The following is a 25,798-nucleotide window of genomic DNA, read 5'->3' on the forward strand; positions in this document are numbered from 1 at the left end:
GATCATGAACAACAAGAAACTCGCCCTCACGATATTGGTTGTCGCTGCTATTCTTGGCGCTATTTTAGGAAGTTACTATTATCAAGATAAAAATGATAAAACGCTGACACTCTACGGCAACGTAGATATACGCACTGTCAATCTCAGCTTCCGGGTTGGTGGCAAACTTGCCAACCTGCAAGCTGATGAAGGTGATGTTATCAATGCTAATCAGGTGATCGGTCAGCTGGACAATGCACCATTTATTAACGCGCTCAATAAAGCGCAAGCCACACGCGATAGTGCTAAAGCACGCCTGGCTATGATGGAAGAGGGTTATCGCACAGAAGAAATTGCGCAAGTACGTTCAGAAGTAACGCAACGTGAAGCTGCCTGGCATTTTGCTGATAGTTTCCTCAAACGCCAGCAAGGTTTGTGGCAAAGTAAAATGATTTCGGCCAACGAACTGGACAATGCCAAAACTAATCGCAATCAAGCTCTGGCTGCTTTACAAGCAGCGAAAGATAAACTGAACCAGTTCGAAACCGGCTACCGTAAAGAAGAAATTGCAGAAGCCAAAGGCCAGCTTGCTCAAGCCGAAGCGGCTGTTGCTCAGTCTGAACTGGACTTACGAGATACTCACCTGACTTCCCCCTCATCCGGTACTATCCTGACCCGCGCCATTGAACCGGGCACCATGCTGGCAGCGGGCAATACCGTGTTTACCCTTTCTCTGACCCATCCCGTTTGGGTAAGAACCTATATCAGTGAAAGCCATCTTGGACAAGCAACCCCAGGACGTGAAATTTTACTCTACACTGACGGCCGTAAAGACCAGCCCTATCACGGTAAAATTGGCTTTATTTCACCAACAGCCGAATTTACACCAAAGAATGTAGAGACACCTGATCTGCGCACTGATCTGGTCTATCGGTTACGCATTATCGTTACTGACCCGGATGATTCCCTGCGTCAAGGTATGCCGGTTACCCTGCATTTTTCTGATTCAGACGCATAAGGGACTGTGATGGACAGCTCTGCATATACGATCAGGTTAGAAAAAGTAGAGAAAACTTTTCCTGGCCTGAATAATCCTGCGGTATCCAGCTTGACCGCAGAGATCTACGGTGGTTCAGTTACCGGACTTGTGGGACCGGATGGGGCAGGAAAAACCACGCTGATACGCATGTTGGCTGGCTTATTGAAACCAGATAGTGGTTCTATTGAAATAATGGGGCTTGATCCGATTAAACATGGTGTACAAGTGCGCTTTGAACTGGGCTATATGCCCCAAAAATTTGGCCTGTATGAAGATCTGACGGTTTTAGAAAACCTGAATTTGTATGCGGATCTGCGCGGTGTATTGGGTGACGAACGTAAAAAAACCTATGAGCAATTGCTCACTTTTACTGACCTGACCCATTTTACCGGACGACTGGCGGGCAAGCTTTCAGGCGGCATGAAGCAAAAACTGGGGCTGGCCTGTACTCTGCTCGGCAAGCCCAAAGTTCTGCTCCTGGACGAACCCGGAGTGGGTGTTGATCCGATAGCCCGCCGCGAACTCTGGCGGATGGTTCACGAACTGGCAGATGATGGCATGCTTATCCTCTGGAGTACTTCCTATTTGGATGAAGCTGAACGGTGCCGCGATGTCCTGTTACTCAACCAGGGAAAACTGCTCTATAACGGGCAACCACAGAAACTGACCCAAACAATGTCCGGACGTTCTTTCCTACTTGACGCCAAACAGAATTCCCGCAGAAAAACGTTGCAATGTGCTCTTACTTTGCCACAAGTAACCGATGGCGTGATTCAGGGAAAATATATCCGTCTTATTCTTAAACCTGATGTCCTGCCGCAAGACCTGCTTAATCAGCTTGCACTGCCTGATGCTGAAATCATTACAGCGGCTCCCCGTTTTGAAGATGCTTTTATTGATTTACTCGGCGGTGAGCCTGCCCGCCACTCGGAACTGGCAGAAATCATGCCACAGATTGAAGCTAATCCCACAGAAACGGTGATTGAAGCACAGGATTTAACCAAGAAATTTGGTGATTTTGCTGCCACTGATCATGTTGATTTTCAGGTGAAACGCGGAGAAATCTTTGGCCTGCTTGGGCCTAACGGTGCCGGTAAATCTACGACGTTTAAAATGATGTGCGGACTCATGGTGCCGACTGAGGGTAAGGCGCTGGTATTGGGGATGGATTTGAAGACCAGTTCCGGGAAAGCCCGTCAGCATCTGGGTTATATGGCGCAAAAATTTTCACTATACGGTAACTTGACGGTTGAACAGAACCTGAAATTCTTTTCGGGCATTTATGGCCTGCAAGGGTGCAGACAAAAAGAGAAAATTGACGGAATGGTCGAAGCCTTCAATCTCAAATCTGTTTTACATCAGACAACCGACGAATTGCCATTGGGATATAAACAACGCCTTGCCCTTTCCTGCTCACTGATGCATGAACCCGATATTCTGTTTCTGGATGAGCCGACTTCGGGTGTCGATCCGCAAATACGACGTGAATTCTGGTTACATATCAATGGCATGGTCAATAAAGGCGTCACCGTTATGGTGACCACCCACTTTATGGATGAAGCAGAATATTGTGACCGGATAGGGCTGGTATTTCGCGGTAAACTGATTGCCGCTGGCACACCGGATGATTTGAAGCAATTGGTCGCTACTGATGAAAACCCTGATCCATCAATGGAGCAGGCATTTATTGATCTGGTCGTTAATTACGATGAGGAGCCGCAATGACCCCCCCAAAGCAGCACGCTCCACAGAAGGCCGTCCGCTTCTCCTGGTGGCGACTGAAAGCACTTTGTATCAAAGAGACAAAACAGATCTTACGTGATCCCACCAGTGGGTTAATTTCTATTGTCATTCCACTGATTCTGCTATTTATCTTCGGATACGGCATTAATCTCGACTCCAGCACCGTCCGTATTGGTATTCTGGTGGAACAACAAAGTGAAGATGCCCGCGAGTTAATACAGGCTTTTGCCGGTTCGCCCTATATTGAGCCTAAAATCAGCGATAACCGTCAGCAATTAATTAATATGATGCAATCAGGAGAAATACGTGGGCTGATTGTCATTCCTGTGAATTTCGATGCTCAACTTGCCCGCTCTGATGGTAAAGCACAAATTCAAGTCATCACTGACGGCAGTGAACCGAATACCGCAAGCTTTGTACAAATTTACGCCAAAGGCGTATGGCAGATTTGGTTGCAACAAAGGGGGCAGGATCAGGGAAACCCGGCTAATCCATTGATTGATATGCAAATCCGTTATTGGTTCAATCCGGCAGCCATCAGCCAGCATTTCATCATTCCTGGCGCAATAACCATTATCATCACTGTCGTTGGCGCCATTCTGACATCATTGGTTGTTGCCCGTGAATGGGAGCGCGGTACGATGGAAGCCCTGCTTTCCACCCAAATTACTCGTACCGAATTACTGCTTTCCAAGCTTCTGCCTTATCAGGTACTTGGGTCTTTCGCCATGCTACTCTGTATGCTGGTGGCTGTATTTGTGCTGGACGTCCCCTATCGAGGCTCGCTATGGATATTGTCTGCGATCACCAGTCTCTACCTGGCTACTGCCCTGGGTATCGGGCTTTTAATCTCCACCATTACACGCAACCAATTTAATGCGGCAATGATAGCGTTGAATGTCGCCTTTCTGCCTGCAATCATGCTTTCTGGCTTTATTTTTGAAATAAACAGCATGCCTGCGTTTATTCAGGTAGTGACCTATTTCATTCCTGCCCGTTATTTTGTCAGTAGCCTGCACACGCTTTTTCTGGCTGGAAATATCAGTACGGTATTAATGATAAACCTGTTACTGCTGATTGCCTCCGCGATTTTGTTTATTGGTCTGACTGCATGGAAAACCCCGCGGCGCCTGGATTAAGAAGGAATTACCATGTTTTATCGTCTTTACACACTGATTATTAAAGAATTACAGTCTCTACTCAGAGATCCGCAGACACGGGCCATATTAGTGATGCCAGTTATCTTTCAGATGATCCTATTTCCACTATCAGCAACGCTTGATGTTACTAACGCGACCATTGCTATTTTTGATGAAGACAAAGGCAAAGCCTCTATCGAGCTGACTCAACGGCTGGCAAAATCAAAAGCATTTCCTGACGTGATATTGTTGACCCATTCACAAGAGATACAGCCAATCATCGATCACCAAAAAGCCTTATTACTGGTTCGCTTCCCACAAGGTTTCAGTGCTAAAATTGCCAGCCATGATCCCGTTTCTCTTCAAGTACTGCTGGATGGCCGTAATTCTAACAGTGCTCAAATTGCTGCCGGCTATATCCAGGAAATTGTCCTGAGCTATCAACAAGAGCTAATGAGTAATATGCCGAAAGCCAATAACAGTGAGTTGGTGATCCGCAACTGGTATAACCCCAATCTGGATTATAAATGGTTTGTCGTGCCTTCTCTGGTTGCACTGATTACCACGGTCGGAATATTAACGGTCACGGCATTGTCAATCGCCCGTGAAAGGGAACAAGGAACGCTGGACCAGTTACTGGTTTCACCTATGACCACCTGGCAAATTTTCATTGGCAAAGCGGTTCCTGCTGTAGTCGTGGCTACTTTCCAAGCAACTTTAGTGTTGGCTATCGGTATATTTTGCTATCAAATCCCATTTTCTGGCTCACTGCCGCTGTTCTATTTATCCATGTTGATATACAGCTTATCGCTGGTGGGATTTGGCTTATTAATCTCTTCTCTTTGTTACACTCAGCAACAGGCATTTATTGGTGTATTTGTCTTTATCATGCCTGCCATCTTGATCTCCGGTTATATTTCTCCGGTTGAAAATATGCCGGGATGGTTACAAGATCTCACCTGGATTAATCCTATCTGGCATTTTAATGACATAACCAAGCAGATTTATCTTAAAGATGCTGATTTCACTGTTATCTGGAGAAGCCTGTTGCCCCTTCTGGCAATCACTATCACAACCGGTAATCTTGCCTATTGGTTATTTAGACGTAAAATAGCCTAAAATATCAAATAAAAACAATATGTTAAACACAAATAAATCACAAAATAAAAATATATGCACACACATGTGTACAAACAAAAATAGCACCCGATATGGGGTATAGCAATTGATTTTACACCATTAAGCCGGTCACCCGGCTTTCAATTTATTTCGACACCTCAGGTCGCTCACAATTTCACCTCACCACCGATTTTCACAGTAAATCTTCATTTTGGTCATTAATTGACGCACGGATAAATCTGATTTTGACGCTATGTACACGCTTAAGACTCTATCTGATTAACCTGAACTCTGCTTAAGAAAGGAAAGAAAAAAGGAACTAAGAGCCTGAGGCACGATCAAAGTTTTTGTATAGAAAACAAAATCGTGGAGATCCTCAGGCTATGGTGACTTTAGAAGAACTTGACTGCTGCGTCGATGATTTTTACCAAAAATTTATTCCGCTTTGGGAACAACAGCTCATCGAGAATAACCTGCTTAAACGCCATCGCGCCGCTTCCCTGTCACTGAGTGAAATCATGACGCTCCTTATTTTATTTCACATGAGCCACTATCGTCATTTCAAAGCGTTTTATATTGAGCATGTGCAACAGTATCTTAAGGCTGATTTCCCCCATCTGGTCAGTGACAACCGAATAATAACCTTGAAGAAAAGAGCGATTATCCCGTTGTGCGCTTTTCTTTCTTCACGCAAAGAAAAATCACAAGGCATGGCTTTTATCGACTCCACCAAAATCGCCGTTTGTCATAATCTTCGTATTCCCCGAAATAAGGTTTTTGAGCGGGTAGCACAACGGGGGAAAACCAGTATGGGGTGGTTTTATGGTTTTAAACTTCATTTGGTCATTAATGAGTGTGGGGAGCGTTTGTCTGTCAAATTAACGCGGGGAAATACAGATGCTCGCCATCCGGTTAAGGAATGGGTAAAAGGATTAACAGGACATCTGTATGGCGACAAAGGGTATTTATCACAAGCTTTAAGTGATGAACTGGAGGCAGAAGGGATAACACTTATCACACGTGTTCGTCGCAATAGGAAAACCAAGTTTTTATCGCTTTGGGATAAGATTATGTTAAGAAAGCGTTTTTTGATAGAGACCGTGAATGACCCATTGAAAAATATTTCTCAGATAGAACATTCACGACATCGGAGTATAGTCGGCTTTTTGTTGGAGGTCGTATCGGGCTTAATTGCATATCCATTCCAACCGAAAAAACCGAGCTTAAATTTACATGATTCTGAAATCGCTATCCTTAAGCAAAGCTGAGGTTAAATACAAAAAAACCGCAATTAAGCGGCTAGGATTGGTAGGTATAAAACTTAAAATTGCTTATTCTGATGAATTCTCAGCATGAACTTGTTCAGCGCTGATCACACCCTTGCATAATGAATGAAACTCTTTAGTACTGATACCAGCTTGTTTCGCCATTGATTTTATCAGGTCTCTTGAGAACGGTGCGTGGTGTTTATCAACCGTGACTAGCCATTTTCCGTTCTCAGTTTTCTTGATCCATTGCTCGTGAGAAGTCCCCTTTTTAGGCTTCATCTCAAAACCAAGCGCGGTAAGTCCTTTAATGACTTCGGCGTATTTCAACGGCGTTAATTTTTTAAAAAACATGATATCACCCTACATCAAGCGGGTTCACACTGTTCATTAAAAACTTTAGCCATACCACTGTCTTTTTTGTTCATGAAAATTCTAAAGGCAATCCGCCAATATTTGAACCACATAGATAGTGGTGCTTTTCGGCTTAACATTTGTTTGGCGTACTGAGGCTCCGCCCTCACTTCTTCAAGATAATCCTCAATCTGGGCTTCGAGCTTATTTATTGCTTCTTCTATATTGTCACCCTGTGCAGCCAAAGAAAAATCCAAACAGGCAGCCACATACATCCCATCTTGACGATAAGCCATGCAACGTAATCTCATTTTTCTTCTCCTCTGTACCAAGCAACCAGATCTATACAGACCGTATAGAAATAAGTGTAATACGTTTAGTATTAACTAAGCAAATCCATTTCCCAGAAAAGCAAGTTCGAAATTAGACGAAAAGTGAGGAACGAAAAAACGAAGAAGATGTAAGCTCATTATAAATAAGCATTTTAAGCACAATGTTTATCATGATGAAGCCAAGTTGTAAAAAACATCAGACATCATAGTGTTACAGTAAGCCATCCTTGGCTTGGGGTTAGAATGGGCTAGGAATGAATATTTTTGCTATAGTATTATCCATTTCTCAGCTCACAGGGTATTACCCTATTTATATCAACTAGTTGGAGTATATTTTATGGGCCAGCTCACACCCCCTAGAATGCTTCCTTTAGACCTAACTTCTAGTATGGAAGATACTTTCAATGTTTGCTACTGATTAATAATAACTCACACAATAATGTAAGAAAAGGTGATTATTTAAACCATCCCTAGCTTGCGATTTACTGCTGATCTTCGGTATAAATCCCAGCGGAAATGATTGCGCCACCGATTTCGCAGGTTCCGTACAGTACGGCAACCGGATTACCCTGCGCAGTCGTGTTGACTGGTCCACCGAAAGCATAGCTCGGCTTATTATCCGGGGATTCACGCATTCTTAGCCCTGGCATTTGTGGGGAAAGCATCTGAATAACACCGCCTAAAGCCATTGATGCGCCTACCATACCCATACCTTGGGCAAACGCTGCAAACATTCCCAAAAATGTAGGGTTCCAAATTGAAACAGCTAGCAAAGCGGCTCCCAATATTGTTTGAAACAATCCACCTCGTTTACTACCAATGATCACGGGTAAAATGTGGATATCATCAGTGCCCTTCGTCATATCCAGTTCATCTTTGCTGATATTTTTGCCCCCCACAAAAATAGCGAATGTCAGCCCTTTTTTGTGAGCTTCTAACATATATTTTTCAAAACCTGGCAATAAACAACGCATAGCATCAATTGCTTTCTTCACATCCAATGCTTTATATTTAAATTCTTTGCCGAAATGTTTAATTAAAGGTCCGTGCATCCGGACTGTTCTCATTGGTACATCAACATAAGCCATAATTGACGTCATAAAAAACCCACCCGAAGTGGGTTATTTGCATGATATAATAGGGGTTTCGTAATAAGTTATACCCACTTAACTTGAAGATGCAGGATTCAGAACCTGGAAGTTGTCATTAATACGGCACGACAGGTTCCCGGCAAGTTCCGGTAATATTTCCGTAAAAAAGTGATGTATCGCCTGCCTGAACAAGGCCGTCGAGGCGAAGTAACGATTATTTCTGACTTGTTCATTCATCACTTTCCACAGCCTTTCTATCGGGTTCAGATTCGGGCTGTAGGGGGGTAAGTCATGAAGCTCAATATTCATCACATAAGCCCAGTCTTTCACTAACTCACTCCGGTGATAACCGGCTCCGTCAAGGATAATATGAACCTTCTGACTGAGCGGATAGGTTTCACGCAGGGCAATGAAAAATTCTGCGATGTGATAACTGTCGATACGATCATATTCGCGTACCACGGTTTTGCTGATATCGGCCAGATTCAGAGCCCCCATCAGATTCAGACGAGTACGGCTTCCCGTGGTTTTCACTGCGGTTTTCTGGCCTTTGCGTATCCAGCCATAAGCGAGTTTCGTCCCCTGCGTGGGATGAACGCCATCAATGAACAGGATGGGCTATTGATGCCGGGGAACGGTGTAACTGATATCCCACCGTTCTTCGACAAGGCGGATAACCGCCTGTGTGGTGGGCAGAAGATACGCGGTCAGATAAGCGATAAGTTCCTGCGTCTGTGTTTCGCTGAGGTAGCTCTGAGAGCCGCCATTTTCGGGCTTCAGTTTGCGGTGATTAAGGTCATCGCTGATATGACGATTAACCGTTGTTTCATGCAGACGCAGGGCCTGAGCGAATGACAGAACTCCAGCCCTCAGAGGCCAGCAGAACCGCTTTGATGCGATCACATTCCCTCTTATCACGGCAGGTGTGTGAAGGTGTTCGAGTTCGGCTTTCTGTTCATCGGTAATGAATATTTTCATGACGGATACCATGAGCCTTAGTTTGGGGAAAATCAAGCAGTTTCAATAATCACGGGTATATATCCACGACCTTTATCTCCTATAGCAGATAAAGCATGTGAATCATCCAAGTAGGTGAATAACCCATACCGTTCTTTTAAATACATTATTGAACCTATGTCAGCAACACCACCCATACTGTATAGACCATCTGCCACATAAACCACTTTCTTATGTCTTTTACATATATCTTCAAGATAACCCATATCATTATGTGGGATTGTTATCACATCTGTTTCATCAGCGCATGACGGTTTTAAATGATTCATAGAATAATGAGAATATTTGTCAAATACCATAACCGGGTTTACGTTTCCAGTGAAAACACCCGATGCAAGTAAAGGCAATATACCTGAACTTGCAGAACTACATGATAATGTACTTAAACATTCGGCATTAAATAACGCTGACAATTCCTGTTCATAATTTTCCAAGATGGAAAGTTTACACCTGTTCTTCGAGTTAGGTATACGAAGTGACCCTGTTTCTTTTATCGCGTCTATAGCACCATTTAATATATCGTTATGATAATCCAGACCAAGATATGATGTATACCCGTTATCTTTCAAGTTGCCTCTTTGTTGGCTGCACTCGCTCACCCCTGTCACATAGTTCGCTATGCTCCCGGGGATTCGCTCCCTTGCCGTCGCGATGCATCTTGAAATCTATAGGGTATAGTACAGAAATGATGAAAATCTCTACCATATTGGTCTGTCATATAATTTATACCAGATATTTTCACATCTAAGCCTGACATCTTATTATTTTCTGCATTTTCCCAATCATTTTCTGAGATGCTAATAACTTTCTTATAATTTATAAATTTATTATTATTCATGTAATAAATTACATTGAATTCTCTTGTGAGAATATCGTGAATCATGGCTCCTATGTAATAAAATTTACCTTTATAGTAATTTATATTCTCATGAAAAAAAATCAGAAATCAATTAATCACAAATAATTTACATTAAAATCTATATTAGCCATTGTAATTATATTACTTGTTTAATAATAAAAAAATATTATTATATTTGCAATAATGATACCTCAGTAAATATGAATTACGTGGGATTAATCCACAATCAAAACATGCTTCATAGACGTTTCTCTCCATCAACAACTAAATGAATTTAAGAGAATCACTAAGCATAAAGAATAACTACTCTTGTTATTCAGATATTATTAATTCAACAAACACTCTTTTTGATATAAGCGTCAACACAATTCACAAAAATATAATTGTGAATTTTTAGACCAATAAAGCGATATAATTCTTTGTTATTAGAAAATAAATCTAAAACTCAGTGTAGCTAAAGTTATTTAACTACACTGAAGATATCAATTAACGACGATCACCAAAAATACGCAGCAGCATCAAGAACATATTAATGAAGTCCAGATACAGGGTCAGCGCGCCGACAATAGAAAATTTACGCAGACTCTCTTTATCATTCACATCCAGCTCTTCACCCATCTCTTTCAGTTTCTGAGTGTCATAAGCGGTCAGGCCCGCAAAAATAACCACACCAATGTAGGTTATCGCCCACATCAACGTTTCACTCTTTAACCAATAGTTAACCAGAGAAGCCAGAATGATGCCGATAAGCCCCATAAACAAGAAGCTGCCAAGGCCACTCAGACTACGCTTGGTGGTATAGCCGTAAAAACTCAGTGCACCAAACATGCCTGCGGTCACGACAAAAGTCGTCGCAATGGAACCACCGGTGTATACGATGAAAATACTGGAAAGCGTCAGCCCGGTCAGAGCTGAATACAGCATAAACAACCCTGTCGCTAATGAACCGTTCATACGGTTAATCAAACCGGAAAGAACGAAAACCAGTCCCAATTGAGCAATAATCAGCCCATAGAAAACAATTGAGTTTGAGAAAATAAATGCAACAACAGCGTGACTTTGTGACGCATACCAAGCCACAAACGCCGTTAACAACAGGCCACAAGTCATCCAACCATAAACTTGGGCCATATAAGTTTGCAGGCCGGTTCCAGCCTGCTGGATTATAGAACCATTTGAGCGTGGATAACGATCCATGGCGCTTACCTTCTATGACAGTGTTTAGAAATTCGGGCTGTTTTAATATCAACAACCCACTCAAGTTTTATACATTATCACAGAATATAATCAAAACAATTAACCATTCAATAATTACTTGTATAGCCGTTCATCTATCTAATCAGTTTTCGAAGCGTTTCGCAGAAATAGAAAATACCTTCACAACCAGCGTTTCGTAGCTTCTTGATCACTCTCGCGGGATTCAACCCAACGTTCACCTTCAGACAAGAACTCTTTTTTCCAGAAAGGTGCCTTTGTTTTCAAATAATCGATAATAAATTCAGCCGCGTTAAAAGCCATACTGCGATGAGCGCTGGTAACACCGACAAATACAATTTCATCACCGGGATGGAGCATGCCTACCCGATGGATAACACTGATTCTCTGCAATGACCAACGATTGCGCGCTTCGGTGACAATATTCTGTAATGCTTTTTCCGTCATTCCGGGATAGTGTTCTAACCTCAATGCTCCCACACTATCACCCAGATTATGATTACGGACTTTACCCGTGAAAGTGACGATAGCGCCATCCTCATCACATTGAGAAAGCCATTGGTACTCATCCCCCATACTGAAATTTTCCGGGCCAACAAAAATGCGCGTGTTTTCCATTAATCACCCCCCAGTCACCGGCGGGAAAAAAGCCACTTCATCACCATCCTGTAATGGATGCCCACTATGAACAAAAGTTTGGTTTACTGCTGACAGGAGTTTTCCATCTTCCAGCGCCATAGCCCAACGCTCACCTTTTAATATTAATGCCTTTCTCAAGCCATCAACGGTTGGGTAATGATTATCCAGATCCAGTGAATCAGTACCGACCAGTTCACGTACTTGAGCAAAAAAGAGTACTTTAATCATTCTTCCACCTTAAAATGCCCTAATCGCCCACCCCGTTTCTCCAGCAAACGAACCGGCCCAATGACCATATCTTTCTGTACGGCTTTACACATATCATAAATAGTCAGCGCCGCGACGGATGCCGCTGTCAGCGCCTCCATTTCAACGCCGGTTCTTCCTGTCAGACAGCAGCAGGATTCAATTCTCACCCGGTTATATTCTGTCTGCGCTTCCAGCTGAACTTCGACTTTCGTTAGCTGTAATGGATGACAAAGCGGAATTAATTCCCATGTGCGCTTCGCCGCCTGAATACCCGCAATCCGGGCGGTTGCAAACACATCACCTTTGTGATGGCTGCCATCAATGATCATTGCCAGTGTTTCCGGCATCATTTCAATAAAAGCCTCTGCCCGCGCCTCACGTTCTGTTTCGGCTTTAGCAGAGATATCAACCATATGGGCTTCACCAGTAGAATTAATGTGGGTCAATTGAGACATTCTTTGCTCCTAAAAAAACAACAATACCGGGCAGTAAATTAACCGCCGATGACAGAAAGATTTGGGGTGATACCGCTGTCCCCCTGATGAAGGAAATGGGTTTCCCGTTTATGACGCAGCCCCCCCTGAATACGCAATTTCAAATCATTGAGTTGCTCTTCACTCGATAACAAATCACGCAGTGGTATCCCTTGTTCGCCAAACAGGCATAAGTGAAGATTACCTATTGCGGAAACACGTAAGCGATTACAACTCCGGCAGAAATCTTTCTCATAAGGCATAATCAGACCGATTTCCCCTTGATAATCAGGATGGCTAAAAACTTGTGCCGGACCATCACTGCGTGAGCGTTGAAGCTGATGCCAGCCGTCGTACAGCAAGCGTTCCCGGATAGTTTCACCAGAAATGTGGTATTTGCGAAACATTTCACCGCCATCACCAGTTTCCATCAATTCAATGAATCTCAATTGAATAGGACGATCTTTTATCCAGTACAGGAAAGCCGGCAAGCTGATGTCATTGACGTTTTTCATCAGCACCACGTTGACTTTCACTTTACTGAAACCCGCTTCAAATGCCGCATCAATACCACGTATCACCTGAAAGAATTTGCCCTGTCCGGTAATAGCATGAAACTGACGGGGATCAAGCGAGTCCATACTGACATTCACTGCGGTTAAACCTGCCGCCTTCCATTCGGCAACATTCCGTTCCATCCGATAGCCATTGGTGGTTACAGCAAGGGTTCTGATTAACTTATTTTCACGGATAACAGAAATAATATCCGTGAAATCACGGCGCATGGTCGGCTCACCCCCCGTCAAACGGATTTTCTCTGTACCAAGATCGGCAAACGCCCGACCAACAAGACGGATTTCAGGTAATGTCAAAAAGGAGTGATGCCCGCGGGGTTTATAACCATCCGGCAGGCAATACGTACACCGGAAATTACAGACATCGGTAATTGACAGCCTTAAATAATAAAATTTACGGGCAAAAGCATCTACGAGTTGTTCCACAATAACACCTTTCCAAATATGGGAGATGCAAGCATTTCTGCCCTACATCCTGGTGACTCAGTGGTCACGGCCAAAGCATCATATCGCTGTGTAAAACGGTGACTTAGACGCAGAGGCTAGGAGTTAATTTCAATATCTATGGTTTAATGCAAAACGACATTCTCAATGTCAATTCTAGCGCTTAAGCAAGAAAAATGCGAACATCCACTTTCGTTATATAATTTAATATACAATGACTTAGCCAATGTCAGAACAAATAGCAGACAGTTCTATTGGTGTTGATTAATTAAAATATTGCGCCAAATCACGGCACCTGTCCGGTTAATCGTGTTTTATAATAAATTACGCTAAAATTACTCGGTCAATATAAGTTCAGTCAGCAACAGGAATTCTATGCGAAACCGCACATTAGCCGATTTAGATCGGGTAGTTGCCCTCGGTGGAGGCCATGGCCTTGGGCGCGTTATGTCCTCTCTTTCATCATTAGGCTCTCGCCTGACAGGTATTGTCACCACGACAGATAATGGCGGCTCAACCGGCAGGATCCGGCGCTCTGAAGGCGGTATTGCCTGGGGAGATACCCGCAATTGTTTAAATCAGCTCATTACCGAACCCAGCGTTGCATCAGCAATGTTTGAATACCGTTTCGGTGGTAATGGAGAACTGGCAGGTCATAACCTGGGTAATCTGATGCTTAAAGCGTTGGATCATCTGAGTGTCAGACCTCTTGAAGCGATTAATTTAATCCGCAGCCTGCTGAAAGTGAATTCTCATCTTATTCCCATGTCTGAACAGCCAGTTGACCTGATGGCAGTAGATGATCAAGGCAATACCATCTATGGCGAAGTCAATATTGATCAGTTGCATTGTATTCCACAGGAGTTGATGATTTACCCTCCAGCTATGGCGACAAAAGAGGCGCTGGATGCTATCACTCAGGCGGACCTGATTATTATCGGGCCTGGAAGCTTCTTTACCAGTCTGATGCCATTACTTTTACTTGAAGATTTAACTCAGGCACTGCGCCGCAGCAACGCCAGTATGATTTATATCGGTAATCTTGGGAAAGAATTAAGTACCGCCGCCGCTGGATTAACACTGAAAGATAAATTGGAAATAATGGAAAACAAAATTGGCTGCCGGATAATCAACGCGGTCATTGTTGGCCCCTGTACAGATATCAGCGAACTTAGCGACCGGATTATTACTCAACAAATACTGGAAGCACAGGATATTCCCTACCGCCACGACCGTGAATTACTGCATCAGGCGTTAGAAAATACCCTGCAAAACCTTGGTTAATTAAGAATTGGCAATAAATTGCTCACGCAATGCCTGAACCTGATCCCGAACACTCGCCGCTTGCTCGAATTCAAGATCCTGCGCATGCTGGTACATTTTCGCTTCCAGCCCGCGGATTTTGTTTTCCAGCTCTTTGGCGGACAGCTTGCTGAATTCTTCCGGCGCAACCACCTTACCTCTGCCCTTACCTTTGCCACCCGCAGGCTGACCAATTTGCAGAATATCACTGATCTTCTTATTCAGACCTGTTGGAATAATGCCGTGCTCTTGATTAAATACTTGTTGTTTCGCACGACGGCGTTCTGTCTCACCAATCGCTTTCGCCATTGAATCAGTGATCTTATCGCCATAAAGAATCGCCTTACCATACAAGTTACGAGCTGCACGCCCAATTGTTTGAATTAATGAACGCTCAGAACGCAGGAAACCTTCTTTATCAGCATCAAGAATTGCCACCAGAGAAACCTCTGGCATGTCCAGCCCTTCCCTCAGCAAGTTAATACCCACTAATACATCAAACTCACCTAAACGAAGATCCCGAATAATTTCCACACGTTCGACAGTATCAATATCTGAGTGCAAATAGCGAACCCGCTCACCATGCTCTTCCAAATATTCAGTTAAATCCTCCGCCATTCGCTTGGTCAGCGTAGTAACCAACACCCGCTCATTTTTCACCGCCCGGATGCGGATTTCAGACAGTAAATCATCAACCTGAGTAGTTACTGGGCGAACTTCTATTTCAGGATCAAGTAAACCAGTAGGACGCACCACCTGTTCGACAACATCCCCACCGGATTTTTCCAATTCATATTTACCCGGTGTAGCCGAAACATAAATTGTCTGTGGAGCCAGCGCTTCAAATTCTTCAAATCTCAGCGGACGATTATCCAATGCGGAAGGCATACGGAAACCATATTCCACCAACGTTTCTTTACGGGAACGATCCCCTCTGTACATCCCACCGATTTGCGGGATTGTCACGTGTGATTCATCCACCACTAACAGGCCATCAGCAGGGAGATAATCAAACAGTGTCGGAGGCGGCTCTCCTTCTGCACGCCCTGAGAGGTAACGGGAGTAGTTTTCAATACCGGAGCAATAACCCAATTCATTCATCATTTCCAAATCAAACTGAGTACGCTGAGTAATACGCTGCTCTTCCAATAACTTACCATTTGCTAACAGTACCTTGCGCCGCTCCTCAAGCTCAACTTTAATCTCTTCCATTGCCTGAATAATACGCTCACGGGGAGTCACATAGTGAGTTTTCGGATAAACAGTATATCGTGGAACATGATATTCAATCTGTCCCGTCAGCGGATCAAACAGTGATAGCCGTTCCACCTCATCATCAAATAACTCAACACGCAAAGCATGCTCATCAGATTCAGCCGGGAAGATATCAATCACTTCACCGCGTACCCTGAATGTCCCCCGCTGAAATGCCTGATCATTACGGGTATATTGCAATTCAGCCAAACGCCGCAGAATGGAACGTTGATCGATAATCATACCATTGGTCAGGTGGAGCATCATTTTCAGGTAACTGTCCGGATCACCCAAACCATAAATGGCCGATACAGATGCAACCACGATGACATCCCGCCGCTCCAGAAAAGCCTTTGTGGCGGACAAACGCATTTGTTCAATGTGCTCATTGACTGAAGCATCTTTCTCGATAAAAGTATCGGAACTGGGAACATAAGCTTCAGGTTGGTAGTAATCGTAGTAAGAAACAAAATACTCCACTGCATTCTCTGGAAAAAATTCCTTCATTTCACTGTAAAGTTGGGCTGCTAGTGTCTTGTTTGGCGCAAGTACCATTGTTGGCCGGTTTAAATTCGCTATCACATTAGCAATAGTGAATGTTTTACCAGACCCCGTTACGCCCAACAGAGTCTGGTGGGCAAGCCCGTCCTCCAACCCTTCCTGCAATCGGTGAATAGCCTCTGGTTGATCACCACCAGGTTGGAAGTCAGAACATAATTTGAACACCTTACTCATAGCTATCTCACTTTCCTAACATTAAGCCGTCTATAATACTGGATAAAAAACCAGCTTCAAGTCAGTTTTGTAAAAACCGGCTCAATTTAAACCACCTCCCTGTTAACTAAATATTCGTTGACATCAAAAATAAATACCACGTTATCCCCAAAATCACCTTGATTTTTTCATTTTTTATATGATCAACTGAAAGGCGACAACACAGGGCATCATCACCGGCCAGACAAGGCTTGATTTTAGTTATCTTATTGATATTAAAGAAAATTAAAACAAAGACGAGAATAACATCAACCTTGACGAAAGCCGCGTATTTTCTTGCATTGCGCAACTTTTCTAAGCCTAATACACAAGGTTATCCACAGGAATAGTGGATAACTCTACAAACCTTATTAGCTGTATGATGTTGCAGCATCATTCCACAAAAGAGGTATCCTCTACCAGTAAAAATTTTTACTGTTTTTTGACCAGCAACAAACCATACCAACTACACATCAGAATTTTCATTCAATTAGGAAATGACCGGTAAACAGTTTTCCAATATCAAACCCGTTTACACAAGAGGAAATGTTGATAATTTTTCACCTGAGCAGAAATAAAGTAAATATTTCCATTTCGATAATGAGATTCATTACTGTTTTCAGCAACAGTAGATTCAATAGCGTCAATAGCATTTTTGGTTATATTAATAAGCATTGACCAAAAAAATAAAATGACCTTATTGATACGAATAAAACTCATTTTTATAACCACGATATAAGGTATATCCTTGATAAATAGATTAATTCACATCAGCATTCCCCTATTCGACAAGATAAGCCCCATTAGGGAGCTTTAAAAAAAACGATAGATACAAAAATATCAGATCTACACTGCCCTGACAAAATGTCCAATATTCTGCTGGCTATTTTCGATCGAAAGACCTACTTTGTACCTATCATCCACAATTTTAATCTATTGCTGTTCCCAAGCATTTTTTATATTGTCATTTCCCGGTGATTTAACTGTGTTACCATTTAATCAATTTACTAATTTAAGTCCTAATGTTTATTTCACTTCCTTATCTTACGGTGGTTCCCTAGTGCTAAAAGAAATAACCAGTTTTTAAACTCGAAGGTTGAAGTAGCTCTTCCCCGAGGGATTTATAATAGGAATAATATTTTGGTTGATGCTATCCAACTGCCAGAAAACACATCAACACAACTTAACATTATTGTAATGGAGCCCATAAAGTCAACATAAAAAGAAACATAAAGTTCATTTTTATGTAAACTTTATAATGCATCTCACTTAATACTATGATTTAACTTTTATTTTTAAAATATAAATGTAACTCCATGCGCATCTTCTGACACAAGATGTGCTAATATGAATAGTCATAAAAATAACATATTAAAGTAAAATCAATAAACTATTACAATGAGTGGCTTTCTCATACTGGACAATATTATTGAGTAATATATAGTTATGCAGTAATTTTCACATAAAGGATTTTTATGAAAACGTCTAATGCACAGCGAAAAACAAATATCATTAAGAATATAGAATATTTAATACGTACCCGTGGCGAAACCAAGAGTTCCTTTTCCAATCGAACAGGTTTAACCCGTACTACCATTTATAAAATTCTGGAAGGACAAGTTAATAACGTTCAACAATCTACCATCCTCCGGATCTCCGATTTTTTCGGTGTTTCCTGCGAGGAAATAGAAAATTATGACCTTGAACAATTAGAACGCCTCAATGAAACACTTTCAATTGAAGGTAATAAAAACCCGTCAGCCATCCCTATCATTCCACAATCTGAATTTTTATCCGTTTCCGGGAAAAAAATAGGTCAGCTTGTTACCGAGTACCCATTGACCTATTTCTTTGGTGATGAGTCAAATATGTTGGCGATTAAAGTTGAATCGGAAATAGGGGATACGTTTATACCCGGAGAAGTGATCATCATAAAACGTCCTCCCGCGTTAGTCACTAACACCCCATTACTGTACTACTCTCAGGAAATCGGGTTCTTTATCCGGCAAGAGAAAGATGATGACAGCATAGACAGAAGATACCCTAAATACGCTCAATTTTTAGGCTATATCGTAGGAGAGAGGCTATAAATGACAGCAAACCAGAAATTTAAGTTATTGGGATTTACAAGGTACGGTAAATTATCAGCAAATATCATGGTACTCGCGACAGGCAAGACCATTACTATGGGGCTGAAAGAGCTGGTTGATAGTGATATTTCAGAAGACCTGAGCAGGCATGAACTCAGTACGCTATATCGGAAATTATACAGCCACAGCAACATTGTCACAGCTTATGAGCTAGGGGATCGCCATGAGCGTTCATGGCAAGCGTATTTACTCATCAGCGTCGCACTCAGTGTTATTTATATTTTCTCCACAATATGTGGCGTGAAGCCCATTCATGTCCCTATTATTAATATCGTCACTCCACCCGGCGTCTTTATTTACCCAATAACTTTCCTTCTGGTCGATATTTTAAACGAATTCTATGGGTTACGTCTGGCAAGAAGAACGATTATTATCTCCTTTGCAGCGAATTTACTGTTTGTTCTGGGGCTTTGGGCAACCGCATTGATGCCAGGTGTTCCCGGATGGGAGTTTGGTGTCACTTATAGTGGGATAATTAATAGTATCGTCTCGGTATTACTGGCATCATCTCTTGCTTATTTTATCTCTGAGAATATAAATTCGTATCTTCTTTGCAAAATAAAGTCTCTTACAAATTCAAAGTATCTTTTCCTCAGAGTAATAACAAGTACGGTCATCGCCTCGGCATTCGACAGTATAATATTCTGCTCAATTGCTTTTTATGGAGTTCTCGGTATCAATATCATAAAAGAAATGATTATTGCCCAATTTATCATTAAAGTCGTTTATTCTATTCTGGGTGTAGGCCCTATATATCTGGTAAGAAAGATATTCAGGAGTTATATAAACCAACCCACAGATGCCACGGTTAATAAAAAACTCGCTGAAGTATAAATAGAAGGTATACCTTAACACATAGATGAAATATTTACCTACATTGAGAATAACCCCAATTATGGAGAAATATACTGATATGGAGAGCCTATTTCCTTAGCGTTTGTCAAATCCACGATCAATGAAGTTGGCACAAGATGATGTTCCTATCCATGCCTCATGCTGATTTGCGTGATTGCGTGTTAGGTATGACGATTATCCTACAGGTGGATCAGGTGACGAAAAAAAGCCCGAATACGTCGGGCTAAGAATGTTTACAGGTTTAATCGTTACATTTTGAATGGAACGGTACGGGTCCCCAACGAGTACAACCCTTTTTGCACAGTTGTTAGCAATTCTTTTAGGATCGTTGTGAGATAGTGTAAAAAAGGATCCTGCCCGATAGTTCTGTTGTAAACGGGCGCGGGAATAAATCGTTTCATTTCGGTCTGGAAGTTACCGGAAGCAATAAGACTGTCGATAGAGTCCAATCGTGCCTGAACGAGTTTGTAAAAATCAGTAATACGATAATCTGATAGTTTGCTCTTGATCAGGTCTAAATCGGGCTCAACATCTTGCTGTTTCAGCCACACCAAATCCCACATATCGCGATGGCGAATGTGAGATGTTGTCACAGGGAACGAAATCAACTTATCCGCCATGATTTCAACCAATGTCTCGACCGATACGATGGTTTCGGAGTAGCCATCAGGCAGCACGGAGTAATTCCGCTTTAATGAACGCGCATCTCTTGTATATGCCGGAACGTTGGCGATCTCAATTTTGATGCGTTGCTTTGGTAAATCTCTTCTTTCCGGGGCTGTTGTGACGGAGATTTGCCATTTATCGATTTTCACATCGGCATACTCCGGCTCCTTTCGAAGCTCATTTGGTTCCTTCACCGTGACTTCAATCCCATAACGCGCCCCCAGGTAACTTTCCACGCTCTCCTTAATCCTGCTCATGTCCGCTGAACAAAAGTCACGGCCACCAGCAAAATCCAGATCTTCGCTGAATCGGTTGGAACTATAGCAGAGTCTTAATGATGTGCCGCCCTGAAAGGTAATCTCCCTGAGCAAACCGTCTTTAGCGAGGCAAAACAGAATGTCATAGTGCAGCAGCTCTTTCTCCACTACAGGCCTGATGTTGGCAAGCCCATCTTGGGTAATGACCTCATCGACAAGGGCGTTAAAATTGACGTGCTCAGGCATGCGCAAATTCCTCCATTTGAACCAGATGCATGTTTCTTCCCACTCTTTTCAAGTCACGAAGAGCGGTTTCTTTTCTTGCGATGCGCAGTGGCCCCCGGTTTTCCAATGTTCCTTTCAGAATTTCGCTTGGCTCCCTGCTGGTGTGGGTGATCTCAATAACTCCCCACGGCGTTTCAAACTCTCCCGACCTACCAGTAGACATAATCGTCAGTCGGTCGATAGGAATTTGTGAAATCAGGCCATACTGAGACAACGCCGATTCCAGGCTGACGTAATTGTATTCGCCACGACGGATATTTATTGCAATTGTCTCCAGCGGATAAGACCCCAGACCATCCCGCGCATACGCATAAACACCTTTAGTGATACGGACTAGCAGTCCAGCATTGATGAGGCGATCAATAGATTTTTGCAATGTCCGAGGGCGGTCGTCAGCAAAGATAACTTCCAAATCCCGCAAAAGGAAAATACGTTTTCCCATTTTGCTGAACTTATCTAATGTGTTAATTGCTGTAATCCTATCCATTCCATTATCTCCACAGCTATACCCTTGATATGGTTTTTTTGTGTATAGATGGCTATCATACCAATTACATATCTACACAAAAACCCCTTTTATGGTTTTTTTGTGTAAAGATAGTATAATAAGGGGGAACGCGGCAGGGTTATATGATGATTTGAAAACCCGATTTGAACATGGGTATCCGGGGATAAGATTATGTGAAGAAACGGATCACTATTTGACCGAGGCTATTGCAGCATAAGTGCTCCATAGATTTTATGCTCTCGTGACTGCTCGCTGCCGCTCTACTCTACTTCACGTCCGGTTGCATGAGAGCCTGTGGGTGAGATCCCCTCAGGCCACTTCAACCTGTTGGTTGGCGGTTGGCTATTTTGATTTTACTACCGGGAAGTTCCGACTGGCATTGAAGTATTGGCGGTGTTGCATCAGACGCAAGATCCACATAACCATCGATAATGAAGAGCATAAAACGTGGGGTACTTTATTTAATTCGCGATAAAATAAGCAATTAAACTTTTTAATCAAATGCTTGAGTGAGTTACCCATAGATTTATGCTCTCCGAATAATTCAATTAACCAGTAATTTAAAATCTATATATTCACCTGAATAATTAAGATATTCTTGCGTTAAATGAGGAATAGTCCCCAATAAAGGCGCAGGCAGCATGCGTTTTAATGTCGCCAGATATTCTTTCTGACGCTGGCTTGCAGGTTCAACTTCATTCGCTATCCAACCCGCGAAATATAATCCTGAACCTCTGATAGCCTCTGCGGTGAGTATCGCATGATTAATACAGCCAAGTTTCACACCCACGGTCAGAATAACCGGTAATTGCTCTTTAATCACCCAGTCAGCAAAAGTCGCCGATTCCGATAAAGGAGTATGCCAACCACCCGCGCCTTCGACTAAAACCCAGTCGGCTTTCTTTTCCAGATGATGCAGCCCCGCAGACATAATAGAAAAATCAATAGGTTGATTTAAATCAGCGCTAACAATATGCGGTGATGTCGCTTCAACAAATACCAGCGGATTCACTTCATCATATTGTAAAGGCAAAGAACTGTTTGCCAATAATGCCAGTGCATCCGCATTACGGACACCTTCCGGTGTTATTTCACTGCCGGAAGCGACGGGTTTATAACCTGCTGTTTTATATCCTGCTTTAGTCGCAGCCTGTAGCAAAGCACAACTGACAACTGTTTTACCTACTTCGGTATCTGTACCCGTTAAAAACCAGCGCTTAGTCACGATAAATCACTCCAAAAACAACCTGATAACTGAGAGGTAAATGTTTATCTTCCCGTGGGTAAGCCTGCTCCAAAGCAGTCAACCGTCCACGGGTCATCAGCCCCTGCTGTCGTCCACAATGAAGATGAGTCGCCCCAATCCCTTTCAGGGAACCCAATAGCGGCAATATATGCGGATATTGTTGGCGGTAAACCTGACTAATAAGACGATGCCGGAAATCCTGACAGGCATCCTTAATCATCGGCTGTGGCAGAAAATGATTAATATGCTGATAGTTATCAACTGCACTCCAGGCTTGCTGCAATTCATGTAATGAACCTTTGGCCAATGTGGAAAACAGAATCAATCCTCCAGGGCGGGTTACCCGATAAAGCTCGGTTAAAACACAAGATAAATTATCGCACCATTGAACAACCAAATTACTGAAACAGATATCAACACTGCTGTCAGCAAGCCCTAAATGCTCAATATCTCCTTGCAGGTAATAATCTGCTGCTTGTCTTTCACGGGCATGAGCTAACATCCCCGATGCCAAATCAAGCGCGATAACCTGCCTCCCTTGTTGCCGCCAGCGGTGACTAAAAAAACCGGTACCACAACCAGCATCCAAAACTAACCTGCCAGAATGTCCACTGGCTTGTTGCATGAGGAATTCGCCCGTTTGCTGCTGTAATTTTGCTACTACATCATAATTAGCAGCAGCACGCCCAAATGCTCCGGCAATAGCCTGCTTATCGACAGATTCAGCTACAGAACCCATATAACGCCTCCGTCAATATATTAATATCTTGCTGCGTATGGCTGGCCGTCAGAGTAATACGTAATCTGGCACTGCCTGGCGGTACTGTCGGAGGACGAATCGCTTTAACCCAAATTCCTTTTTGTTGCAAATAGTGAGATAAAGACACACTCAACTCATTATCACTCACAATCAATGGCTGAATCGCCGTAACTGAATCTGTCAGGTTGAATGGCAGTTTCTGTGCCTGCTGGCGGAAGTCATCAATATTTTGCTGCAACCGTTGGCGCAGCTCATCACCAGATTGTATCTGCCGGACCGCTTCAGAAATCGCCAGTGCCTGCGCCGGAGGCATAGAAGTGCTGTAAATAAGATGACGGGCGTACTGAATCAGATATTCCGCCGTCTGCTCATCGCAAAGTACCGCCGCACCACTCAACCCAAACGCTTTGCCAAAAGTGACAATTAAAATCTCCGGTTTTACTTTCTGCTGCCAACAACTTCCCCGGCCCTGTTCACCACAGACCCCAATACCATGTGCATCATCCACCATTAACCAACCACCCGAAACACGGGTTTGCTGATAAATATCGGCCAGCGGGGCGCAGTCACCATCCATACTGAACACCCCCTCGGTCATCACCAGTGTTTTCCCAACACAAGGTTTTGCCAGTAAATCCGCAAGTGATTCAGGTTGATTATGGAGGAAACGACGTAGTTGAGCAGGTGAATGCATAGCAGCTTCCATTAATGAAGCATGACTCAGCCGATCGGCAATAATCCGATCCATTTTCGTCATTAACGCTGCAATTACCCCCTGATTAGCAGAATATCCTGAAATAAAGAGCAACGCTTTTGGATAACCCAGCCAGCCAGCCAATTGTTGTTCCAACTGCCGATGAGCGTTTGTATAACCCGTAATATGGCCTGAACCCCCACTGCCAACACCATATTGTTCAGCCCCTTGCTGCCATGCGGAAATGACTGCCGGACTTGCGCTTAACCCCAGGTAATCATTACTGGAAAAATTAAGATATTTGCCTTCATTGGTATACAGGAAACGCCCATCTGATTTCTGATTAACCTGCCGCTGACGCCATAGAGAAGAGTCCCGACGCTCAGACAATTGCCGGGAAAGATACGCTGACCAGTCCATTATAATGCCGCATTATAAAATTGTTCGTTATCGGCATTGATGATGGCTTCTGCCAGGTGCTGTTGCTGCTGATTATCACCGAATGCTGTTTGAGTCTGTTGAGGGTTAATACCCAATTTACGGAACAGTTGTAAATCCTTATCTTCACCAGGATTAGGCGTAGTCAACAGCTTACAACCATAGAAAATAGAATTGGCGCCCGCCATAAAACACATTGCCTGCGTCTGCTCATTCATCTGTTCACGACCTGCGGATAACCGGACATGAGAAGCTGGCATCATGATCCTGGCAACCGCGATCGTGCGGATAAAATCAAAAGCGTCTACATCTTCGTTATCAGCCAACGGCGTGCCTTTGACTTTTACCAGCATGTTAATGGGGACACTTTCCGGTGGTTTTGGCAGGTTTGCCAGTTGTACCAATAACGCAGCTCGATCACGGATTTCTTCACCCAAGCCGACGATACCACCAGAGCAAACTTTTATTCCCGCATCCCGCACCTTATCAAGCGTATCCAACCGGTCCTGATAGGTCCGGGTCGTAATGATGTTGCCATAAAACTCCGGTGAAGTATCAAGGTTGTGGTTGTAGTAATCTAATCCCGCTTCCGCCAACCGCTGCGCTTGTGAACCCTCGAGCATGCCAAGCGTCATGCAGGTTTCCATCCCTAATGCTTTGACTTCCTTAACCATTTTTTCCAGATAAGGCATATCCCGTTCATGAGGGTTTTTCCACGCGGCGCCCATACAAAAACGTGTTGAACCTGCGTTTTTAGCCTTACGGGCAGAATCAATCACTTTCTCCACCTCCATCAACCGCTCTTTTTCAAGACCAGTTTTATAGCGGGAGCTTTGCGGGCAATATTTGCAATCTTCCGGACAAGCACCCGTTTTGATGGAAAGTAATGTACTGACCTGTACCTGCTGCGGGTCAAAATACATACGGTGAATCTGTTGTGCTTGAAATAATAATTCGAAAAAAGGTTTATCAAACAGTTCTTGCGCCTGCTTAATTGTCCATTGCTTACGTTCAGTCACAATGACATCTCCAGTGTGAAAAAAGTCTCGTCAGTTTAAATAATGTCGTTATACTGTCAACCTATTTTAAATAAATTAG

The 25,798-nt window shown here is 43.1% G+C and carries 24 protein-coding genes, 1 pseudogene and 1 riboswitch; of the genes and pseudogenes, 8 read left to right on the top strand and 17 right to left on the bottom strand.

All coding sequences use genetic code 11. From position 1 onward, the window contains the following. Positions 1 to 4 precede the first annotated feature (4 nt). From hlyD to C5470_RS02400, 5 genes are all read left to right on the top strand, one after another. On the top strand, positions 5 to 997 hold the full coding sequence (gene hlyD, locus C5470_RS02380; protein ID WP_166285648.1) for a secretion protein HlyD: 993 nt from the start codon (positions 5 to 7) through the stop codon (positions 995 to 997). 9 nt (positions 998 to 1,006) lie between these two features. Then, complete coding sequence (locus C5470_RS02385) at positions 1,007 to 2,743, top strand: ATP-binding cassette domain-containing protein (RefSeq protein ID WP_166285650.1); 1,737 nt, start codon at positions 1,007 to 1,009, stop codon at positions 2,741 to 2,743. Continuing rightward, complete coding sequence (locus tag C5470_RS02390; protein ID WP_166285652.1) at positions 2,740 to 3,900, top strand: ABC transporter permease; 1,161 nt, start codon at positions 2,740 to 2,742, stop codon at positions 3,898 to 3,900. The genes C5470_RS02385 and C5470_RS02390 overlap by 4 nt, the downstream gene beginning before the upstream one ends. Positions 3,901 to 3,912: 12 nt before the next feature. Continuing rightward, positions 3,913 to 5,019 (top strand): ABC transporter permease, encoded by a 1,107-nt coding sequence (locus tag C5470_RS02395; RefSeq protein WP_166285654.1) that lies wholly within the window; start codon positions 3,913 to 3,915, stop codon positions 5,017 to 5,019. A 383-nt stretch (positions 5,020 to 5,402) separates the two neighbouring features. Next, entirely contained in the window at positions 5,403 to 6,287 is an 885-nt protein-coding gene (locus tag C5470_RS02400; protein WP_166285656.1) for an IS982 family transposase, read from the top strand. A gap of 63 nt (positions 6,288 to 6,350) precedes the next feature. Here C5470_RS02400 and C5470_RS02405 read toward each other — a convergent pair whose 3' ends face one another. The 10 genes and pseudogenes from C5470_RS02405 to moaA form a co-directional block, all read right to left on the bottom strand. Further along, positions 6,351 to 6,638 carry a type II toxin-antitoxin system HicA family toxin gene (locus tag C5470_RS02405; protein WP_166285658.1) on the bottom strand — a complete coding sequence of 96 codons (288 nt, stop codon included), beginning with the start codon at positions 6,636 to 6,638 and terminating at the stop codon, positions 6,351 to 6,353. A 14-nt stretch (positions 6,639 to 6,652) separates the two neighbouring features. Further along, positions 6,653 to 6,949, bottom strand: coding sequence for a type II toxin-antitoxin system HicB family antitoxin (locus C5470_RS02410; RefSeq protein WP_166285660.1), 297 nt, complete (start codon positions 6,947 to 6,949; stop codon positions 6,653 to 6,655). A gap of 503 nt (positions 6,950 to 7,452) precedes the next feature. Further along, positions 7,453 to 8,058: a tail assembly protein gene (locus tag C5470_RS02415; RefSeq protein WP_242687790.1), complete on the bottom strand. Its 606-nt coding sequence runs from the start codon at positions 8,056 to 8,058 to the stop codon at positions 7,453 to 7,455. A gap of 78 nt (positions 8,059 to 8,136) precedes the next feature. Further along, positions 8,137 to 9,039: pseudogene (locus tag C5470_RS02420) on the bottom strand (IS630 family transposase). A 32-nt stretch (positions 9,040 to 9,071) separates the two neighbouring features. Further along, the gene (locus C5470_RS02425; protein WP_242687791.1) at positions 9,072 to 9,647 is read right to left on the bottom strand and encodes a PLP-dependent aminotransferase family protein; all 576 of its coding nucleotides are present in this window, start codon (positions 9,645 to 9,647) and stop codon (positions 9,072 to 9,074) included. Positions 9,648 to 10,423: 776 nt separating this feature from the next. Then, positions 10,424 to 11,134, bottom strand: a complete 711-nt coding sequence (locus C5470_RS02435) for a Bax inhibitor-1/YccA family protein (protein ID WP_166285662.1) — start codon at positions 11,132 to 11,134, stop codon at positions 10,424 to 10,426. Between the two features lie 180 nt (positions 11,135 to 11,314). Next, the gene (gene moaE, locus C5470_RS02440; RefSeq protein ID WP_166285664.1) at positions 11,315 to 11,770 is read right to left on the bottom strand and encodes a molybdopterin synthase catalytic subunit MoaE; all 456 of its coding nucleotides are present in this window, start codon (positions 11,768 to 11,770) and stop codon (positions 11,315 to 11,317) included. Between the two features lie 3 nt (positions 11,771 to 11,773). Further along, on the bottom strand, positions 11,774 to 12,019 hold the full coding sequence (moaD, locus tag C5470_RS02445; RefSeq protein ID WP_166285666.1) for a molybdopterin synthase sulfur carrier subunit: 246 nt from the start codon (positions 12,017 to 12,019) through the stop codon (positions 11,774 to 11,776). Then, positions 12,016 to 12,495, bottom strand: a complete 480-nt coding sequence (gene moaC / locus C5470_RS02450; RefSeq protein WP_166285668.1) for a cyclic pyranopterin monophosphate synthase MoaC — start codon at positions 12,493 to 12,495, stop codon at positions 12,016 to 12,018. Before moaC ends, moaD begins: the two co-directional genes overlap by 4 nt. Before the next feature lie 38 nt (positions 12,496 to 12,533). Further along, positions 12,534 to 13,517, bottom strand: a complete 984-nt coding sequence (gene moaA / locus C5470_RS02455; RefSeq protein WP_339915807.1) for a GTP 3',8-cyclase MoaA — start codon at positions 13,515 to 13,517, stop codon at positions 12,534 to 12,536. After that, positions 13,504 to 13,649, bottom strand: a riboswitch (molybdenum cofactor riboswitch). Its footprint overlaps the gene before it by 14 nt. Before the next feature lie 258 nt (positions 13,650 to 13,907). Between moaA and yvcK the strand changes: the two genes are divergently transcribed. Next, positions 13,908 to 14,816 (top strand): uridine diphosphate-N-acetylglucosamine-binding protein YvcK, encoded by a 909-nt coding sequence (yvcK, locus tag C5470_RS02460; RefSeq protein WP_166285672.1) that lies wholly within the window; start codon positions 13,908 to 13,910, stop codon positions 14,814 to 14,816. On the opposite strand, the gene uvrB is transcribed toward yvcK, so the two are convergent. Continuing rightward, complete coding sequence (uvrB, locus tag C5470_RS02465) at positions 14,817 to 16,823, bottom strand: excinuclease ABC subunit UvrB (protein ID WP_166285674.1); 2,007 nt, start codon at positions 16,821 to 16,823, stop codon at positions 14,817 to 14,819. Between the two features lie 1,493 nt (positions 16,824 to 18,316). Here uvrB and C5470_RS02470 point away from each other — a divergent pair. Together C5470_RS02470 and C5470_RS02475 are read left to right on the top strand one after the other, a co-directional pair. Then, a complete protein-coding gene (locus tag C5470_RS02470) occupies positions 18,317 to 18,931 on the top strand; it encodes a helix-turn-helix domain-containing protein (RefSeq protein ID WP_166285676.1) in 615 nt (204 codons plus the stop codon). Beyond that, a complete protein-coding gene (locus C5470_RS02475) occupies positions 18,932 to 19,825 on the top strand; it encodes a queuosine precursor transporter (RefSeq protein WP_166285678.1) in 894 nt (297 codons plus the stop codon). A 269-nt stretch (positions 19,826 to 20,094) separates the two neighbouring features. Here the strand turns inward: C5470_RS02475 and C5470_RS02480 are convergent, their stop codons facing one another. From C5470_RS02480 to bioB, 6 genes are all read right to left on the bottom strand, one after another. After that, on the bottom strand, positions 20,095 to 21,015 hold the full coding sequence (locus C5470_RS02480) for a nucleotidyl transferase AbiEii/AbiGii toxin family protein (RefSeq protein WP_166285680.1): 921 nt from the start codon (positions 21,013 to 21,015) through the stop codon (positions 20,095 to 20,097). After that, positions 21,008 to 21,541 (bottom strand): type IV toxin-antitoxin system AbiEi family antitoxin, encoded by a 534-nt coding sequence (gene abiEi / locus C5470_RS02485; protein WP_166285682.1) that lies wholly within the window; start codon positions 21,539 to 21,541, stop codon positions 21,008 to 21,010. Before abiEi ends, C5470_RS02480 begins: the two co-directional genes overlap by 8 nt. A 565-nt stretch (positions 21,542 to 22,106) precedes the next feature. Then, positions 22,107 to 22,787, bottom strand: a complete 681-nt coding sequence (gene bioD, locus C5470_RS02490) for a dethiobiotin synthase (protein ID WP_036850740.1) — start codon at positions 22,785 to 22,787, stop codon at positions 22,107 to 22,109. Then, on the bottom strand, positions 22,780 to 23,547 hold the full coding sequence (gene bioC / locus C5470_RS02495) for a malonyl-ACP O-methyltransferase BioC (RefSeq protein ID WP_036850737.1): 768 nt from the start codon (positions 23,545 to 23,547) through the stop codon (positions 22,780 to 22,782). The genes bioD and bioC overlap by 8 nt, the downstream gene beginning before the upstream one ends. Further along, positions 23,531 to 24,682, bottom strand: a complete 1,152-nt coding sequence (gene bioF / locus C5470_RS02500; protein WP_166285684.1) for an 8-amino-7-oxononanoate synthase — start codon at positions 24,680 to 24,682, stop codon at positions 23,531 to 23,533. The genes bioC and bioF overlap by 17 nt, the downstream gene beginning before the upstream one ends. Then, entirely contained in the window at positions 24,682 to 25,719 is a 1,038-nt protein-coding gene (bioB, locus tag C5470_RS02505) for a biotin synthase BioB (RefSeq protein ID WP_036850731.1), read from the bottom strand. The genes bioF and bioB overlap by 1 nt, the downstream gene beginning before the upstream one ends. Positions 25,720 to 25,798 lie beyond the last annotated feature (79 nt).

Source organism: Photorhabdus stackebrandtii (assembly GCF_011189495.1).
Lineage (GTDB): Bacteria > Pseudomonadota > Gammaproteobacteria > Enterobacterales > Enterobacteriaceae > Photorhabdus > Photorhabdus khanii.

Excerpts from the sequence above, each read along its gene's own strand:
- uvrB (WP_166285674.1), bottom strand. The coding sequence starts at position 16,823 with ATGAGTAAGGTGTTCAAATTATGTTCTGACTTCCAACCTGGTGGTGAT.
- moaD (WP_166285666.1), bottom strand. The coding sequence starts at position 12,019 with ATGATTAAAGTACTCTTTTTTGCTCAAGTACGTGAACTGGTCGGTACT.
- C5470_RS02405 (WP_166285658.1), bottom strand. The coding sequence starts at position 6,638 with ATGTTTTTTAAAAAATTAACGCCGTTGAAATACGCCGAAGTCATTAAA.
- abiEi (WP_166285682.1), bottom strand. The coding sequence starts at position 21,541 with ATGGATAGGATTACAGCAATTAACACATTAGATAAGTTCAGCAAAATG.
- C5470_RS02390 (WP_166285652.1), top strand. The coding sequence starts at position 2,740 with ATGACCCCCCCAAAGCAGCACGCTCCACAGAAGGCCGTCCGCTTCTCC.
- hlyD (WP_166285648.1), top strand. The coding sequence starts at position 5 with ATGAACAACAAGAAACTCGCCCTCACGATATTGGTTGTCGCTGCTATT.
- C5470_RS02470 (WP_166285676.1), top strand. The coding sequence starts at position 18,317 with ATGAAAACGTCTAATGCACAGCGAAAAACAAATATCATTAAGAATATA.
- moaE (WP_166285664.1), bottom strand. The coding sequence starts at position 11,770 with ATGGAAAACACGCGCATTTTTGTTGGCCCGGAAAATTTCAGTATGGGG.
- moaC (WP_166285668.1), bottom strand. The coding sequence starts at position 12,495 with ATGTCTCAATTGACCCACATTAATTCTACTGGTGAAGCCCATATGGTT.
- C5470_RS02415 (WP_242687790.1), bottom strand. The coding sequence starts at position 8,058 with ATGGCTTATGTTGATGTACCAATGAGAACAGTCCGGATGCACGGACCT.
- C5470_RS02435 (WP_166285662.1), bottom strand. The coding sequence starts at position 11,134 with ATGGATCGTTATCCACGCTCAAATGGTTCTATAATCCAGCAGGCTGGA.
- C5470_RS02475 (WP_166285678.1), top strand. The coding sequence starts at position 18,932 with ATGACAGCAAACCAGAAATTTAAGTTATTGGGATTTACAAGGTACGGT.
- C5470_RS02400 (WP_166285656.1), top strand. The coding sequence starts at position 5,403 with ATGGTGACTTTAGAAGAACTTGACTGCTGCGTCGATGATTTTTACCAA.
- C5470_RS02410 (WP_166285660.1), bottom strand. The coding sequence starts at position 6,949 with ATGAGATTACGTTGCATGGCTTATCGTCAAGATGGGATGTATGTGGCT.
- bioF (WP_166285684.1), bottom strand. The coding sequence starts at position 24,682 with ATGGACTGGTCAGCGTATCTTTCCCGGCAATTGTCTGAGCGTCGGGAC.
- C5470_RS02385 (WP_166285650.1), top strand. The coding sequence starts at position 1,007 with ATGGACAGCTCTGCATATACGATCAGGTTAGAAAAAGTAGAGAAAACT.
- bioC (WP_036850737.1), bottom strand. The coding sequence starts at position 23,547 with ATGGGTTCTGTAGCTGAATCTGTCGATAAGCAGGCTATTGCCGGAGCA.
- yvcK (WP_166285672.1), top strand. The coding sequence starts at position 13,908 with ATGCGAAACCGCACATTAGCCGATTTAGATCGGGTAGTTGCCCTCGGT.
- C5470_RS02480 (WP_166285680.1), bottom strand. The coding sequence starts at position 21,015 with ATGCCTGAGCACGTCAATTTTAACGCCCTTGTCGATGAGGTCATTACC.
- C5470_RS02395 (WP_166285654.1), top strand. The coding sequence starts at position 3,913 with ATGTTTTATCGTCTTTACACACTGATTATTAAAGAATTACAGTCTCTA.